This is a genomic window from Gilliamella sp. W8128 (assembly GCF_016100545.1).
In the GTDB taxonomy this organism is placed as follows: Bacteria; Pseudomonadota; Gammaproteobacteria; order Enterobacterales; family Orbaceae; genus Gilliamella; species Gilliamella apis.
In genome coordinates, this window is sequence record NZ_JACFSE010000001.1 from 284,435 (window position 1) to 300,304 (window position 15,870).

The 15,870-nt window shown below is 34.2% G+C and carries 14 protein-coding genes; 10 read left to right on the top strand and 4 right to left on the bottom strand.

All coding sequences use genetic code 11. The features are described 5' to 3' along the window. The first annotated feature begins 4 nt into the window (after positions 1-4). The 5 genes from H3U97_RS01300 (at position 5) to rhaM (ending at position 4,712) form a co-directional block, all read left to right on the top strand. Entirely contained in the window at positions 5-1,258 is a 1,254-nt protein-coding gene (locus H3U97_RS01300; RefSeq protein WP_110447524.1) for an L-rhamnose isomerase, read from the top strand. Positions 1,259-1,268: 10 nt separating this feature from the next. Further along, positions 1,269-2,102, top strand: coding sequence for a rhamnulose-1-phosphate aldolase (gene rhaD, locus H3U97_RS01305; protein WP_198197691.1), 834 nt, complete (start codon positions 1,269-1,271; stop codon positions 2,100-2,102). 21 nt (positions 2,103-2,123) lie between these two features. Continuing rightward, positions 2,124-3,158 carry an L-rhamnose/proton symporter RhaT gene (gene rhaT / locus H3U97_RS01310; protein WP_198197693.1) on the top strand — a complete coding sequence of 345 codons (1,035 nt, stop codon included), beginning with the start codon at positions 2,124-2,126 and terminating at the stop codon, positions 3,156-3,158. A gap of 16 nt (positions 3,159-3,174) precedes the next feature. Next, a complete protein-coding gene (gene fucO / locus H3U97_RS01315) occupies positions 3,175-4,329 on the top strand; it encodes a lactaldehyde reductase (RefSeq protein WP_065651827.1) in 1,155 nt (384 codons plus the stop codon). Between the two features lie 68 nt (positions 4,330-4,397). Then, positions 4,398-4,712 (top strand): L-rhamnose mutarotase, encoded by a 315-nt coding sequence (gene rhaM / locus H3U97_RS01320; protein WP_065651828.1) that lies wholly within the window; start codon positions 4,398-4,400, stop codon positions 4,710-4,712. 70 nt (positions 4,713-4,782) lie between these two features. On the opposite strand, the gene H3U97_RS01325 is transcribed toward rhaM, so the two are convergent. From H3U97_RS01325 to H3U97_RS01335, 3 genes are all read right to left on the bottom strand, one after another. After that, complete coding sequence (locus H3U97_RS01325; protein ID WP_034903780.1) at positions 4,783-5,628, bottom strand: helix-turn-helix domain-containing protein; 846 nt, start codon at positions 5,626-5,628, stop codon at positions 4,783-4,785. 17 nt (positions 5,629-5,645) lie between these two features. Beyond that, complete coding sequence (gene rhaS, locus H3U97_RS01330) at positions 5,646-6,464, bottom strand: HTH-type transcriptional activator RhaS (RefSeq protein WP_198197695.1); 819 nt, start codon at positions 6,462-6,464, stop codon at positions 5,646-5,648. Positions 6,465-7,152: 688 nt separating this feature from the next. Then, positions 7,153-8,568, bottom strand: coding sequence for a sodium:proton antiporter (locus tag H3U97_RS01335; RefSeq protein WP_198197697.1), 1,416 nt, complete (start codon positions 8,566-8,568; stop codon positions 7,153-7,155). A gap of 202 nt (positions 8,569-8,770) precedes the next feature. Between H3U97_RS01335 and rlmF the strand changes: the two genes are divergently transcribed. The 5 genes from rlmF (at position 8,771) to H3U97_RS01360 (ending at position 13,739) form a co-directional block, all read left to right on the top strand. Continuing rightward, positions 8,771-9,748, top strand: a complete 978-nt coding sequence (gene rlmF / locus H3U97_RS01340) for a 23S rRNA (adenine(1618)-N(6))-methyltransferase RlmF (RefSeq protein ID WP_065579276.1) — start codon at positions 8,771-8,773, stop codon at positions 9,746-9,748. A gap of 536 nt (positions 9,749-10,284) precedes the next feature. Further along, positions 10,285-11,520 carry a hypothetical protein gene (locus H3U97_RS01345; protein ID WP_198197699.1) on the top strand — a complete coding sequence of 412 codons (1,236 nt, stop codon included), beginning with the start codon at positions 10,285-10,287 and terminating at the stop codon, positions 11,518-11,520. A gap of 32 nt (positions 11,521-11,552) precedes the next feature. After that, entirely contained in the window at positions 11,553-12,086 is a 534-nt protein-coding gene (locus tag H3U97_RS01350; protein ID WP_065579274.1) for a hypothetical protein, read from the top strand. A gap of 272 nt (positions 12,087-12,358) precedes the next feature. Continuing rightward, positions 12,359-13,147: a siderophore-interacting protein gene (locus H3U97_RS01355; protein WP_065579273.1), complete on the top strand. Its 789-nt coding sequence runs from the start codon at positions 12,359-12,361 to the stop codon at positions 13,145-13,147. Positions 13,148-13,163: 16 nt separating this feature from the next. Beyond that, positions 13,164-13,739, top strand: coding sequence for an ACP phosphodiesterase (locus H3U97_RS01360; protein ID WP_034901972.1), 576 nt, complete (start codon positions 13,164-13,166; stop codon positions 13,737-13,739). Positions 13,740-13,817: 78 nt separating this feature from the next. Here the strand turns inward: H3U97_RS01360 and H3U97_RS01365 are convergent, their stop codons facing one another. Continuing rightward, positions 13,818-15,866 (bottom strand): 3-hydroxybutyrate oligomer hydrolase family protein, encoded by a 2,049-nt coding sequence (locus H3U97_RS01365; protein WP_198197701.1) that lies wholly within the window; start codon positions 15,864-15,866, stop codon positions 13,818-13,820. Positions 15,867-15,870 lie beyond the last annotated feature (4 nt).

Genomic DNA, 15,870 nt, shown 5'->3' on the forward strand with positions numbered 1-15,870 from the left:
CTACATGAACACTATTGAAAATGCTTATCAGATCGCTAAAGCAAGATTTGCTGAAATTGGGGTAGATACAGATGCTGCAATAGCAGCAATGGCAAAATTACCGATTTCAGTTCATTGCTGGCAAGGGGATGATGTTGGTGGTTTTGAAAAGCAAGAAGGTGAATTAACTGGTGGTATTCAAGCAACTGGTAATTATCCTGGTAAGGCTCGTACAGCTGATGAATTAAGAGCAGATTTAGATAAAGCCTTTAGCCTTATACCAGGCCCTAAACGACTAAATCTACATGCTTCTTATTTAGAATCAGATCAAAAAGTCGATCGTAATGAAGTTAAACCGGAACACTTTGCCAATTGGGTCAAATGGGCTAAAAAACATCAAATCGGTTTAGATTTTAATCCAACTTATTTTTCACATCCTTTAAGTAATGAAGGCACTTTAACCCATGTTAATCCAGAAATTCGACAATTCTGGATAGAACACGGCAAAGCATGTCGTAAAGTATCAGAATATTTTGGTAAAGAATTAGGTACACCTTCTGTTATGAATATCTGGCTACCTGATGGTATGAAAGATATTACTGTCGACAAATTTAGTCCTAGACAACATTTAGTTGAATCATTGGATGAAATTATTCGTGAAAAAATTGACCCAAAATATCATATTGATGCGGTTGAAAGTAAATTGTTTGGTATTGGTCTCGAATCTTATACCGCTGGTTCAAATGAATTTTATCTAGCTTATGCGACATCACGTAAAACTGCATTATGTCTAGACGCAGGGCATTTCCATCCAACGGAAGTGATTTCCGACAAAATTTCTGCAGTTATGCCGTTTGTTGAACATCTATTACTTCATGTCAGCCGCCCTGTTCGTTGGGATAGTGATCACGTGGTGCTTTTTGATGATGAAACACAAAATATTGCAAGTGAAATCATTCGAAACAAACTATTTGACCGTGTGCATATTGGTCTAGATTTCTTTGACGCTTCTATTAACCGTATTGCAGCATGGGTAATTGGTACTCGTAATATGAAAAAATGCTTATTGAAAGCATTATTAGAACCAACAGAAAGATTAAAAAAATATGAGCATGATCGTGATTTTACCTCGCGACTCGCATTACTAGAAGAACAAAAATCATTACCTTGGCAAGCAGTTTGGGATCAGTACTGTTTATTAAATGAAGTTCCAGTTGGTGGTCAATGGCTAGATGAGGTTCGTCAATATGAAACAACTGTCTTAACTAAACGATCATAAGGAACATAAAATGCAACAGATTCTTTCTTCTTGGTTTGTAAAAGGAATGATCAAAGCCACTTATGATATGTGGCTAAAAGGCTGGGATGAGCGTAATGGTGGTAATGTCAGTTTAAGGTTACTTGAAAGTGATGTGATCTCTTTTCAAAATGATTTTTATGAAAAAACACGTCATGTATCTTTGACGCAAGATGTCACTAAACTTGCTAACCAGTACTTTATTGTCACTGGATCTGGTAAGTATTTCCGCAATGTCATATTAGATCCTGCTGACACGTTAGCTATTGTTAAAATCGATGAACAAGGCAAAGGTTATTACATTATGTGGGGATTGATAAATGGGGGGTTACCGACTTCTGAGCTAGCTGCTCATCTTCAATCTCATATTGTAAGAATTGAGCAAAGCCAAGGAAAAGATAGAGTCATCATGCACTGTCATGCAACTAATTTAATTGCTTTAACATATGTCCTAGAGCTTGATACTGCGGTAATAACCAGATGGCTGTGGGAAATGAGCACTGAATGTTTAGTTGTATTTCCGGATGGTGTAGGTGTGGTGCCTTGGATGGTTCCGGGTAAAGACGAGATTGGTTATGCCACTGCAAAACAGATGGCAAAACATAGTTTAGTTTTATGGGCTTTTCACGGTGTATTTGGAACAGGTCCAACCTTAGATGAAGCTTTTGGCTTAATTGATACAGCTGAAAAATCGGCAGAAGTTTTAGTCAAAGTGTTATCAATGGGAGGAAAACGTCAAACTATCACCTCGGAAGAGTTCAGATTGTTAGCTGAGCGTTTTGGTGTCACTCCATTGGAAGATGCTATAAACAGTAAAAATTGCTAATAAAAATATAAGGATAAGGATATGGGTAGTTCAATTATTTTAGGCATATTCTGGCACTTTGTTGGTGCTGCTTCTGCTGCTTGTTTTTACGCACCACTTAAAAAAGTAAAAAACTGGTCATGGGAAACCATGTGGTCAATCGCAGGGTTATTTTCTTGGATCATATTACCATGGTCAATAAGTTATTTTTTATTACCAGACTTTTGGGCTTACTATGGTTCGTTTGGTTCAGACATATTAATTCCGGTCTTCTTATTCGGCGCAATGTGGGGAGTCGGTAACATTGGTTATGGCCTAACAATGCGTTATTTAGGTATGTCGATGGGAATAGGTATCGCTATTGGGATAACCTTAATCGTCGGCACTCTTATGACCCCAATATTACAAGGTAAATTTGGTGAATTATTGGCCTCGACTGGCGGTAAAATGACATTATTGGGCGTAGTCGTTGCTGTTATTGGGGTTGCTATAGTAACTTACGCAGGCTTATTGAAAGAAAAAACCTTAGGTGTACAAGTTGAAGATTTTAACTTAAAGAAAGGTCTTCTTCTTGCCATCATGTGTGGTATTTTCTCGGCTGGTATGTCATTTGCTATGAACGCTGCAGTACCTATGCATGAAAAAGCGGCTGAGCTTGGTGTAGATCATTTATACGTGGCACTTCCAAGTTATGTCATTATCATGGGTGGGGGGGCAATTATTAATCTCGGTTTCTGTATAAGTCGACTCTGCGTTAAAAAAGACTTATCCTTCAAAAAAGATATCTCTGTTGCCAAAGCCTTATTAATTAGCAATATTCTTTTTGCTATCTTAGGTGGTGCAATGTGGTATTTCCAATTCTTCTTCTATGCTTGGGGGCATGCAAATATTCCAACAGAATATGGCTTTATGAGTTGGATGTTACATATGAGTTTCTATGTACTTTGTGGTGGGATTGTTGGTTTAGCACTAAAAGAGTGGTTTGGTACCGGTAAAAAACCAGTACGTATTCTTTGTATTGGTTGTTTAGTAATCATTGTTGCTGCCAATATTGTTGGTTTAGGAATGACTAGTTAATTAAAAGGAAAACATTATGGCTTATAGAATGATTTTAAATGAAACATCTTATTTTGGTGCAGGCTCAATCAGTCAAATCGTAGATGAAGTTAAAAAACGTGGTTTTAAAAAAGCGTTAGTAGTTACAGATAAAGATCTAATCAAATTCAAAGTAGCAACTAAAGTAACACAATTACTAGATAACAATGGTTTTTCTTATCAAGTATTTGATGAAGTCATGCCAAATCCAACCATTAGTATTGTTCAAAAAGGGGTTGAAGTTTTCAAACAATCTGGTGCAGATTATTTGATTGCGATTGGCGGGGGGTCACCGCAAGATACCGCAAAAGCTATCGGTATTATCATCAATAATCCAGAATTTGCGGATGTTCGTAGTCTTGAAGGCGTTGCGCCAACTAAAAAACCAGCCGTACCTACGATCGCAATTCCTACGACAGCAGGTACAGCTGCCGAGGTGACCATTAATTACGTAATCACAGATGAAGAAAATAAACGCAAATTTGTCTGTGTTGATCCACACGATATACCGGCTGTTGCAATTATTGATTCAGATATGATGACAAGTATGCCTGCTAGTTTAAAAGCAGCAACTGGTGTTGATGCCTTAACTCACGCGATTGAAGGTTATATAACTAAAGGGGCATGGGAATTATCAGACATGTTCCACTTGAAAGCGATTGAAATTATTTCTCGCTCATTACGTGACTCGGTAAGCGGGATCGCAAAAGGTAGTGAAGATATGGCATTAGGACAATATATTGCTGGAATGGGTTTTTCAAATGTGGGTTTAGGATTAGTTCATGGAATGGCACATCCACTCGGAGCTTTTTATGGTACACCTCATGGTGTGGCTAATGCCGTCCTTTTACCTCATATAATGGCTTACAATGCTGAATTTACTGGTGAGAAATATCGCGATATCGCTAAAGCAATGGGAGTCGCTGCGACGGAAAACATGACAATCGAACAAGTTAGAAAAGCTGCTGTTGATGCAGTTAAACAACTTAACGTTGATGTTGGTATTCCTGCAACATTAAAAGAGATCGGCGTAAAATTAGATGATATTCCTGCGCTAGCCCAAGCTGCTTTTGATGATGTTTGTACCGGAGGTAATCCTCGCGATACTAACGTAAGAGAAATTGAGCAACTATATCATTCTATTTACCAATAAAAATGACACAATGAAAGTGAAATAGGTTAAACACAAAGTTAACCTATTTCAAATAAAAAGGAATTATTATGATAAGAAAAGCGAGTATTATGCAGGTTCATCCTGATAAACATGCAGAGTATAAGAAGCGGCATGATGAAATATTTCCTGACTTAGTGAAGGAACTTAAAGCACATGGAGCTCACAATTACTCAATCTTTTTAGACAGCAAAAGAAATCTACTTTTTGCCTATGTCGAAATTGAATCTGAGGAACGTTGGGATGCTGTAGCTAAAACAGCTGCTTGTCAAAAATGGTGGGCTTTTATGCAAGATATCATGCCAAGCAATTCTGATAACAGCCCGATTAGTGAATCATTAACTGAAGTTTTTTATTTATTATAAAATATTCCTCTCTTTAATACACATAAAAGAGAGGAAACTAAATATATAATCATTTCTATACACTCAATTATCACTTCTTATCGTTAAATTGGGCTCGATATTCGGAAGGAGTCTGATTGGTCAGCTTTTTAAACACAGATGAAAAATAGTTACTATCATCATAACCACATTCTGCCGCAATCATACTAATCGAATAATCAGTAGTTCTAAGTAAAGACATTGCATCACATAGACGTCTTTTTTGTAAGTAGCCAGTAATAGTCATCCCTGTTTGACTTTTAAATAAGCGACTAAGTGAACGGCTTGCGATATGATTTTCTTTGCAAAAAACATCAATATTAAATGGCGTCGCAATACTGTTATGAAGAGCTGTGAACAATAAATCCAATTGATGAGTAGCAGTAGGTAGAGCTACCGTTGGAGCTTGTTTAATCCGATCTAACAAAATAACCAACTGCAAAAACAGAGCCTCAGATAAATGAACGGAGGCTAAATTGTTTTTCTTAGACTCAACATCTAACTGTTCAATAAGTGGTGATAAAAGTTTAAGGGATGAAGGTTGAATACGCCAAGAACGTTCATTATGTCTAGCAGTCACTTTAGGTAAATAAGACTCAATAGTGGATGATAAAAATAGTGATTCTCTCAAATATAAAATATTATCCAATCTAAGGTCATTAACAGATTCATAGCCATGCACATCTTTCGGATTAATATATAAAATATCACCACTGGTAATAGGATAAACATATTCATTCCAATGATGCAGCCCATTACCAGAACAGACAATCACAATTTCATTAAAATCGTGGTTATGCAAAGGAAAGGGTTGTTGATGATCACGTCTTTCGACAGTAACAGTATTTATCTCCGAAATAAAATAGTCTTGTTTATATAAACGTAAACATTTTTCCATAGACTGTTCCTGATTGATTAATGATAACGTTTATCTGGATTATTACGTAATGTTTGTGGCGAAAACGTAAATTCTTGTTTAAAACAGGTTGAAAAATAAGCACTGTCATTAAAACCACACTCTTGTGCAATAGTTGTGATGGATTTATTGCTGTAAATTAACTGTGTGTAAGCATTAGCCAACCGTAGCTTTATTAAATATTTTTGTGGTGTGATACCAATTTCATTCTTTATATGTCGATGAAAAGAGCGTAATGATAATGAAAATTGCTCAGTTAATTGTGCCCAATTAATTGGCTCCTTAAAATTGATTTGTAACCAACGTAGAAGTTGTTTAACGCGATTATCATAGGAACCAGAACCCTGATTAACATAAAGATTATTATTAAAAATCAAAAGTAATTGTAAAAATAAACTCTCCTGAATAGCATTTGATTGATTTGGCGTTAATTGCTTAATAATCGATTGAATATTTTCATCAGTTTTTTTATCAAAAAAGTAATGTGACTGAGTTGGGTCAGGATTTGGGATTAACTGGTTTATCCCATTGATAAAATGAAAATTTTCAGGGTCTCTAAACAAAATATTGGTCAAATGCAAATCATCAACGTTCTCGTATAAATGACAGTCGGAAGCCTTAATATAAAACATCATGCCTGGATATAAATCAAAAAGTCGCCCATTCAATATGTGTTTACCGTATCCGCTAGTTACAATAACGATCTCATTGAAATTATGGGTATGTTCAGGATAAACAGGTTGTGGTGTTCGAGGCTCAATGGCGATATTTTGATCGCTAGACGAGAAAAAATCTTTATCAAGTAACATCTCAATCATTCTGAACCTCACTTCTTTTTAAAACTTACCACCACATTCTAAAAAGTAAATCGAAATCTCACCTTTAATATTTGGACAGCTAACCTAATATTTTGGCTATAAATTATAGCTATGCAGGACTTTTTATTAAAAATGTGCGAAGCTTCACATTTTTAAAATTTTTCCGTTTAAAAGTTCATCAGAACGCGATTGAATACCAAGCAGTTGAAGTTTTTTTATAGAATAAAAATTCTAAAATTTTTATTTGTTTCGATAACGTTAGTTATGATATTTATTGTTTGCTATAAATTGATTTATAGTAAAAATAAAAAATATATATGGTGATATTAATTATTTTTCTGACTTGGTGAGGGTGTTTTTTATACAAAATAGCAGAGCATTTTTAATTATCATCAAAACTTTCAGGTATATCTGTTTCTTTCAAAATGCAAAAAAATAATTAACCGTGAACTAAAAAACTACTCAAGTCACTCTGACTTATTATTATGGAGGTGCTCATTTTTTTAGTTATAGTTTATAGAGCGATGTTAGCAAAGATGATAAAAGAGAAAAAATAACGTTTGTGCAATGCTTAAGGGGGGCACACAGAAAGTGTTTTTAAATGTTAGCCTATCATTGTTACCCACACAAATTCATAGATGTTGCAATTGAAATTTATCTTAATGTTTTATAACGAACTATGGAACATTTACAATACAAAAAATACCAAATTATCAATAATAAATATTGGGATTAAAATCCCTATTGACCATTTCATATAGCCAAAAAAGCTTGGCATAATAATTTTATGTTGTGTGGCAATACTTTTAACCATAAAGTTAGGTGCATTACCAATGTAACTTAATGCCCCCATAAATACGGAACCCATTGAAATTGCCAATAGTGTGTCTGCATAAGTGGTCATTAAAGTAGTTGCATTACCGGATGCTAAATTAAAAAACACCAGATAAGTTGGTGCATTATCTAAAAATCCTGACAATGAACCCGATAACCAAAAATACATACTGTTTATTGGTGTGGCTTGTTCACTGGTGACCAATGATACTACTGAACTTAACGTGCCATCATTACCGGCACGTAAAATTGCCAGAACGGGCACTATAGTAATAAAGATACCAATAAATAGTTTGGCAACTTCTTTGATTGGATCCCAATTAAATTCATTGCCAGCTCGTACTTGCTTTGGCGTGATCAGTATTGAAAGAATCGTTATAGCAATAAAAAGACCATCACGAACTAGATTTTCTAATTCAATTTGTGATCCTAATAACATGAAATTTATCGCTGGATGCCAAATACCAGATAAAAGCACACTAGCAATTATCGCCATTAGCAAACCGATATTTTTTAGACCGTATAATTTAACTACTTCTGACCTTTGAGAAAGGGGAATATTGCCATATTGCTTAACATAATAATATCTATCGATAAAATAATAGATGATGAGTAATAAACCTGATGTCAAAATAACTGGCAATAACATATGGTTAACAGTCCAGAAAAAATCCACTCCTTTTAAAAAACCAATGAATAATGGTGGATCACCTAACGGCGTCAAACCACCACCAATATTGGCGACTAAAAAGATAAAGAAAATTACTGTGTGAACTGAATGGTGTCGTTGCCGATTAGCTCGCAGTAATGGCCGAATCATTAACATAGCTGCGCCAGTTGTTCCCATAATTGAAGCGAATACCACACCAATGGCTAATAAAATAACATTTGATTTTGGCGTACTTATTTTATCGCTTTTGATAAGGATACCACCAGAAACAGTGAACAATGCCAACAGTAATAATATAAAAGGGATATACTCTTCAATAATGGCATGAGCTGTTAATTGAATTGTGGTAGATAAGCCAAAAGAAAATAATGCAGAGCCTAGAAATAGTAACGTCCAAACCAAAACAATTTTGCCATAATGATGATGCCACAGTCGGGCTAAAAATAGTGGACATAATGCGATAGAAAGCAAAATTCCAACAAATGGGATAGTCCAAAATAACGATAACTCCTGCCCATTAAACTCGCTTGCATGTAGTTGAAAAGAGATTAGCATTAAACTAATAAATGGTATTATTGATAATTTGGATAGACGTTTCATTGCGTTATTATGTGAATTGAAAGTGGCAGATTATAACAAATCCACAATTAATTTTCGAATTAGTTACACTTAAATAAAATTTAGTTTAACAGTAATAAAAAATTTGAGGAGAGGGGTTTTTTTAACCTAAAAGCTTTGGCTATTTTCGCATATTTATGTAAAAAGGCTATAATAGCCGGCAATTTTTCATATCGGATTATTCATGCAGACAACATCGCCAATGATTAATAAAGATGTTTTACATCGACGTAATAAGCATATTAATGGTTACCCATTTGATTTACTTATTAAAACGTTACCAGCATTATCTAACTTTGTTAAACCTAACCAATATGGTCGGGTAACGATTGATTTTTCTAATCCTGTTGCTGTGAAGATGCTAAATAAAGCACTTTTATTGCACTATTATCGACTCTCTTATTGGGATATTCCAGACGATTACCTATGCCCTCCAATTCCAGGGCGAGCAGATTATATCCACTATTTGGCTGATTTATTAGCTCAAGATAATCAGAATAAGATCCCAACAGGTAAGAGAATTAGCATGTTAGATATTGGGGTTGGTGCCAATGCCATTTATCCAATTATTGGTTGTGCTGAATATGATTGGTCATTTGTAGGTAGTGATATCAATCCAACATCAATCAAGGTTGCGTCGTTAATAGCAAAATCTAATGAATTATTAAAAAATAACCTACAATGTCGTTTACAACCCAACAGCGATGCTATTTTTGCAAATATCATTAAGCCGAAAGAATTTTACTTGGCAACTTTATGCAATCCTCCTTTTCATAATTCAAAGCAACAGGCTCAAGCGAGTGCTCATACAAAACTACAAAAATTGGGTAAATTAAGTTCAGAAAAAGATCAAGTTGTGCTTAATTTTGGAGGACAACATGCTGAACTTTGGTGCAAAGGAGGAGAAAGTGCATTTATAGCCAAAATGATTGCCGAAAGTGTTAACTATAAAACACAATGTCTATGGTTTACTTCGTTAGTGTCGAAAAAAGAATCGCTGACAAGGATAAAACAACAATTAAAAAAAGCATCCGTAACTGAATACCAAATTATACCCATGGCTCAAGGTAAAAAAATTAGCCGTTTTGTTGCATGGACATTTTTCGATCGAGAACAACGACAAAAACAGGTCAAAAATTTTGAGGAAAGGCGAGAACTGTAATAAGAGTTTTTTAATTGTAAAATGAATAAATTGTCCATCAATGTAAAGTATTTCATTAACAAATTTTTACATAAAAAGTTATTACAAATCTAATATTTTACTTTACTATGTAACAGATGTATTTTTTTACATTCACCATTTAGAATAATATTATTTTTTTTATGATATTTAATGTATGTGTTTGAAAATTATATGTAAATTATAGCAAGGATTAGCGAAAATATGTTAAAATATGGTCTTAATCGGGCATCGGGCATCGGGCATCGGGCATCGGGCATCGGGCATCGGGCATCGGGCATCGGGCATCGGGCATCGGGCATCGGGCATATAAACACTTATCAATAAAAAATTTTAGTCAATTACGTATAAAGATACGTTATTCATATAAATCATCCAATTTAATTTATTCATTATATTTATTCTCCTTATTATTGAGCTTTAATATTAATGCTTTAACCGTTCAAACTGTTAACGTTATTCACGGGAATAACCCTGAAGTTATAAATACACAAATAGCTGCAGATAAACATGGTTTTATGGTAAACGGTGTATTTTATAGTGAATTTAGCGGTAATATCAAAGAAAACGAAATTAAAGAGTTTGATGCTAATTTAACTTTTAATCAATTTGCCATACAGCGATTTAATTATCAATCATTAGACAATCGAATGAATTATCAAGATCGAGACGGTGATGATATCGATCCTATTCAACCATTTCTAACCACGGAAACCACTTGGCAATGGTTTGATGCTAATGGCAATAAAATTTCTACTAGCGATAAAAATAAGATAATTGGTTGTGGAAGTGGTTATCCAATGCCATTAATGTTAGAAATAACTAATCAAGTACAAACTTTCTCGCAATATGGTCAACCGAGAAAAAGTGATTTTGTAACAATAAAAAAGGTCTACAAAATTGCAGTAAAATCTGAATTGTGTTATGCCAAACCTTATGCGACAGAACTAGTGCCTGAATATCAATGGGATGGTATTAACCCAGATGATAGTTATAGTTGGAATGATCCTAATTTTGCGCAAAGGGATCCAAAGAATGGCGGTGGTTATTCAAGTGATTATGTCCCTAATATGGGCTATAAAGTTAATCCGACTGAGTCATCAGGGAAAAAATTTCCAACTACAGGATTTTCTGGGGCAAAATTTCAGCTAGTTATGACGGGTAATCAAATGGATTATGAATTCAGTATTCCAATTAATCCTGGTAATAAAGTCAGTATAGATAGTAGGGGTTATATTACATTAAATGATAAACCTACAGGACCAGTTACTGTACGTGCAACACTGATTCGAAATAATAATGTCATCCATGAGTATACTTTTAATCCTACTGATATATGGGTTATTCCACATATTGGGCAGATCACTATTGAGCAAGCAGTGCAGATTTGTGGCGGTCGTAATAACATGCTATCTATAACAGAACTTTCAGATTCACCTAGAGCTTATGATTTTTATAACCTAACCTCTTTAGATCATCTTAGTAATAGTGCTACCAGACAAATCGGGAAATCTGTATTTGGTGAGTGGGGATGGGTTACTAAGGATGGTTATCCTGATTCAAATTGGCAAAAAATGAGCCGTGATATAAGTTCATTTGTTGGAAATTATTGGGCTAAGGAAATTAATAAGGATAATCCTAGATTGGGATTTGTAGTTCATAGTCATGATGGTTTTGTCGGGCAACAACCATATGATTTTTTTCTTGGGCCAACATATCGTACTCACTATGCGAACGCTCTTTGTAGAAAATAAATTGGGTTATTACTTATTAGACAAGAATCATTATGAAGATGTTACAAAAATTTTATCAACAAGATCAATTTAAAGGTATATTACTATTTAAAGAAGGTATGTTTTTGCGTGCTTATAATCAAGGCGCTTTTCTTTTAACTGAGCATTTAGGCTGTTGCCTAAATCTACGTTTTATGCAGTTTAAAAAATATCCTAATCGTCAGATTGTGGTGTGTGGTTTTCCCGAATCAAAGTTGACCGAGCGATTGCCAAAAGCGGTGAAAACCGTTTTTGGCGCTGAGCTTAGAATGGATTACGATACTGAACAATATCATCAGTGGTTAAAGCGACGTTGGCATGAAGAGAGAGTAGCGAACGAAATGTCAAAAGCCGACATCGAGCCGTTGAAAACGAGCAAGGCGTCGGCGTCGGAGCCAGCGGATATAGATAAAAAACTATACAAAATAGAATTAAAATTAAGTAAACAACAACTCATTTATTTAAAATATTGGCAAAGCGATAGCCATATAATCGATACAGATAAAGAGTTCATCAAAAATATAAAAAAACAATTATTCAAAACATGATCTAGTTATTTTCTGAAATTATTATTAAGTAGGTTATTTTTCGTATAATTTCAGATAAGTATGATATATAGGCACTATATATCAAATAGTTAGATTTATTAATAATTGGGTAATCCTCAAATTTTGAGGAAAGGGGTTTTTCAGTGACAGCTTAATAACGATATCGTTAATTAACTATAAATTAACTTATATTTTCATAGTCAAAATTAATAGTATTAGCTATTTTTTGTTGTATGATGTTTCTGTTATATCAACAATATAAGGATCATCATATGCAAGAGAAGCCAAGAAAAGCAATTATTAATGCGTTATTAACAGTTATTAAAGTTGAACAGTTATCTCATAGTTTTTTACGTTTGCATTTTAGCTGTGATAAGCCGTTGATGGTCAACCCTAATTGGATCTGTCCTCATTTAAAATTACTCTTTGCTGATCCTTTGACTGATGAAATTACTTTTCCGCAATTAGACGAAAATAATAAAATCATGGTAAGTGATCGAATTCGTCAATTAGCGCGTAGTTATAGCATTCGTGGTTATGATGAATCCACCAATCAGTTAATCATTGATTTTGCTATTCATTCTCATGGATTAGCGACGGGTTGGGCTCAAAAGGCTAAAGTAGGCGATCAAGTTGGTATTGTTGGTACCGCAGGTAAATTAGAATTTGATAATCAATTTTTAGTTTTAATGGGCGATATTTCTGCAGCGCCAACTATATGTTATACCGTAGAAAATTTACCTAGTTCTCAAAAAGCATTAGCTTTTATTGAAGTTAACCACAAAACGGATATTGTTGAGCTCCCAATCAACAAAAATGTAACAGTTCAATGGTTCGTTAAGGATGTAAATGCTCCTAATCAATTAATTGAAGCTGTAATGAACATTGATTTGAGTGATCAAGAAAATATATTGTTTTGGGGAGGAATGGAAAGATCATTAGCACAACAATTACGCCATTCAATCAAAGATAAATATCTTAATTTAGAACCTAATGCAATTCAGATCACCAGCTATTGGCGAGAAGGATTTGCTGAAGGCGAATTTAAACATCGTGATTGATGGCTGGTAGAGAGTTGTGAATATTCTTGCGCATTTACATTTAGCAACAATTGCCAATAGCTCGTTAATTGGCAATACAGTTGCTGATTTTGTAAAAGGTGATCCTTATCAGCAGTATCCGACAGAGATAGCTGATGGCATTATGTTGCATCGAAAAGTTGATAATCTTACTGATAGTTTTCCCTCTGTTAAACAAGCAAAAATGTTATTTAGAAATAGTCATCAACGTGTTGCTCCAATTACGCTTGATATTGTTTGGGACCATTTTTTATCAAAGTATTGGCATGATTTTGGTTCAAGTCAAACTTTATCGTCATTTAATATTATGACTAAAAGGCATATTCAGCCATATATTATTGATTATCCAAAAAATTACCAATCTTTTATGAATGCAATGTGGCGAGAATCTTGGCTAGAAAATTACGCTTCAATCGATTTTATTGCGAAAGTATTAAAAGGTATGGCACAGCGAAGACCAAAGCTTTATTTATTGCAAGAAACTATTATTGATATCAAGCAAAATTATAATGCATTAGAAATACTTTTTTTTGATTTATACCCGAAAATATGTACATTTGTAAAATCGGCATAAGTTAATGAGACAATGGTTATCGTATAATTTAGTTATATAAACTCATTCGATAACCATTAAAAAAATCAAATAGTTTTATTAAGGTAGAGCGATTTTTTTATCTTCCAATATTATTAAGTTATTGATATCTGGTTTTTGAGTTATTGGTACTAAGTTTTCAATTGTCGCTTGCGGAGCTTGACCAATGCTGCCTCCTCTTGGCTTAGTACGAATTATCTGGCTTTCAGGTAATGTCGTATTGTTAGTTAGATTAGCCCATAACCACTCAATGGCATCTTCACCGTAATAATCAATAGCCAATAATGTATTATCAAATGGTGATTTGCCGTCGAGATAACTAGCATTTTCAACTTCGATATAACGTAGTTGTGATTCTTTTCCTTCTACTGCACTATTTAAAGCAACATAAGGGCGAGATGTATGATCTATTAACTGTTTGACATTATTTTGTCCATGTACAATAAACGTTTTAATTTTATTTAAATTTCCGGTTGCTTGTACTTGTTTGAGTCCATCAATAACTCGTTTCTCGGTTATTTTTTCTCGTAAACAAATTGCTCCTTTAATACCATAATCTATTTGATTTTCAATTTCAGAACTTGAGTACCATGCTCGTCTTGGTGAAACGATATCTTTATTTACAACAAGATCAATAGCGGTAACATCTTTATCTGCCCAAATAGGTAAATGACCATTAGATAGTGACCATATTTCAGAGAAGTTTACTTCTTTTAACGGCATTACTTCGCCAAAATTATAGAGTCGATCTTGTTGAGTGCTGGCCACAGAATAATCGCACATGTTTTCTGTAACATCAAAACGACCATATGAACTGATATATTGATACGGAAAGGCAATAGACTCTTTATAATAAAAATAGGGTAACTGGATCTCCATCTCTGGTCGCCAACCATAATCATGTAATTTGTCTAGGGCTTCTTTAGGTGTTCCTGTAGTTAATAATTTAGCTTTTTTTAGTGCATCACAGCGATTTTGTGAATAAAGATATTTTAACGCATAAGGAACATTATTGTCTGACTTATTAGGCTCAATTGCCGGGATGGCACAAGGAATATAAAGTGCTGCTAAGGTAGCATAATCAGGAATTGAATTATATTTTAAACTTCTAGCACTAGTTTTATTTTGGATTGAAAGTGAGGTAATATCTGGGTTTGGTTGTATTTGTGGATTAACCGCAACAATACCATCAATGATACCATTTTTATCTAATTCACCAGCCTTCAAAGCTGCACTAGCACCATCCTCAGCTCCATAGATTAATATCAACGTATTATCCGCGTTAAAATCGCGAGTGTTTGTGGCTGAAAATCTATCATTTATTTCATAAAGTGCAAATTCAATAGAATTTAAAATATATTTGCCCCAATTATGTTCAGGATTTTGTTTTGAATGTAACTGTTTAACGGCATATCTATTTGGATTATTTTCGATAAAAATTTCTCTATTTTTAATCTTAGGATTAAATAATAGATTATCTTTTGCAATTTTTCCTTCTATAGTGAAACCTTGCTGATTTGTAATATCGTAAATACCATTCCCCAATCCTTTATCGTTATAAACTACTGCACAATTGTGTTTTAGTCCCCAAAGCCCACGAATTTGCATATCTTTGGCGTTATATAAACCGTCATAATTGCTAGCGGGAACGGCCACTATACATGGTTTTTTCTTATCAAAATCAACGGGAATTTGTAATAGAATACCGACATTTCCTTCTTTAAGTGTCGCTAAAATTTCGCTACCGGCTATTTTTCCGTCAAACAATGGTGACAAGTTTTTCTGTTTAAAGCCAAATAATTGACCCTCTCCAGTTTTTGTATCAATAAAACGATTTAGTTTGGCTCGACGAAGCTCCTGCGTCGTGGGATTAGCTGGATCAGCAAATTTGAATTTTTGTATCATTGATGATAAAGGTGTGAAGCCAATGCCGGCTGTAACCAGATCGTCGCTATCACCATCATAGTAATTTGAACTGTGAATAGTAATCCATTGTGGTTTTGGTTTGTAGGGATTGTTTTGCTCGGTATAGCCTATATTCGGAATTGTAAGTAGTGGTAAAAATAGTAATGATGTTAAAGTTTTTATATTTCTGATTATTAAGGTCATTACA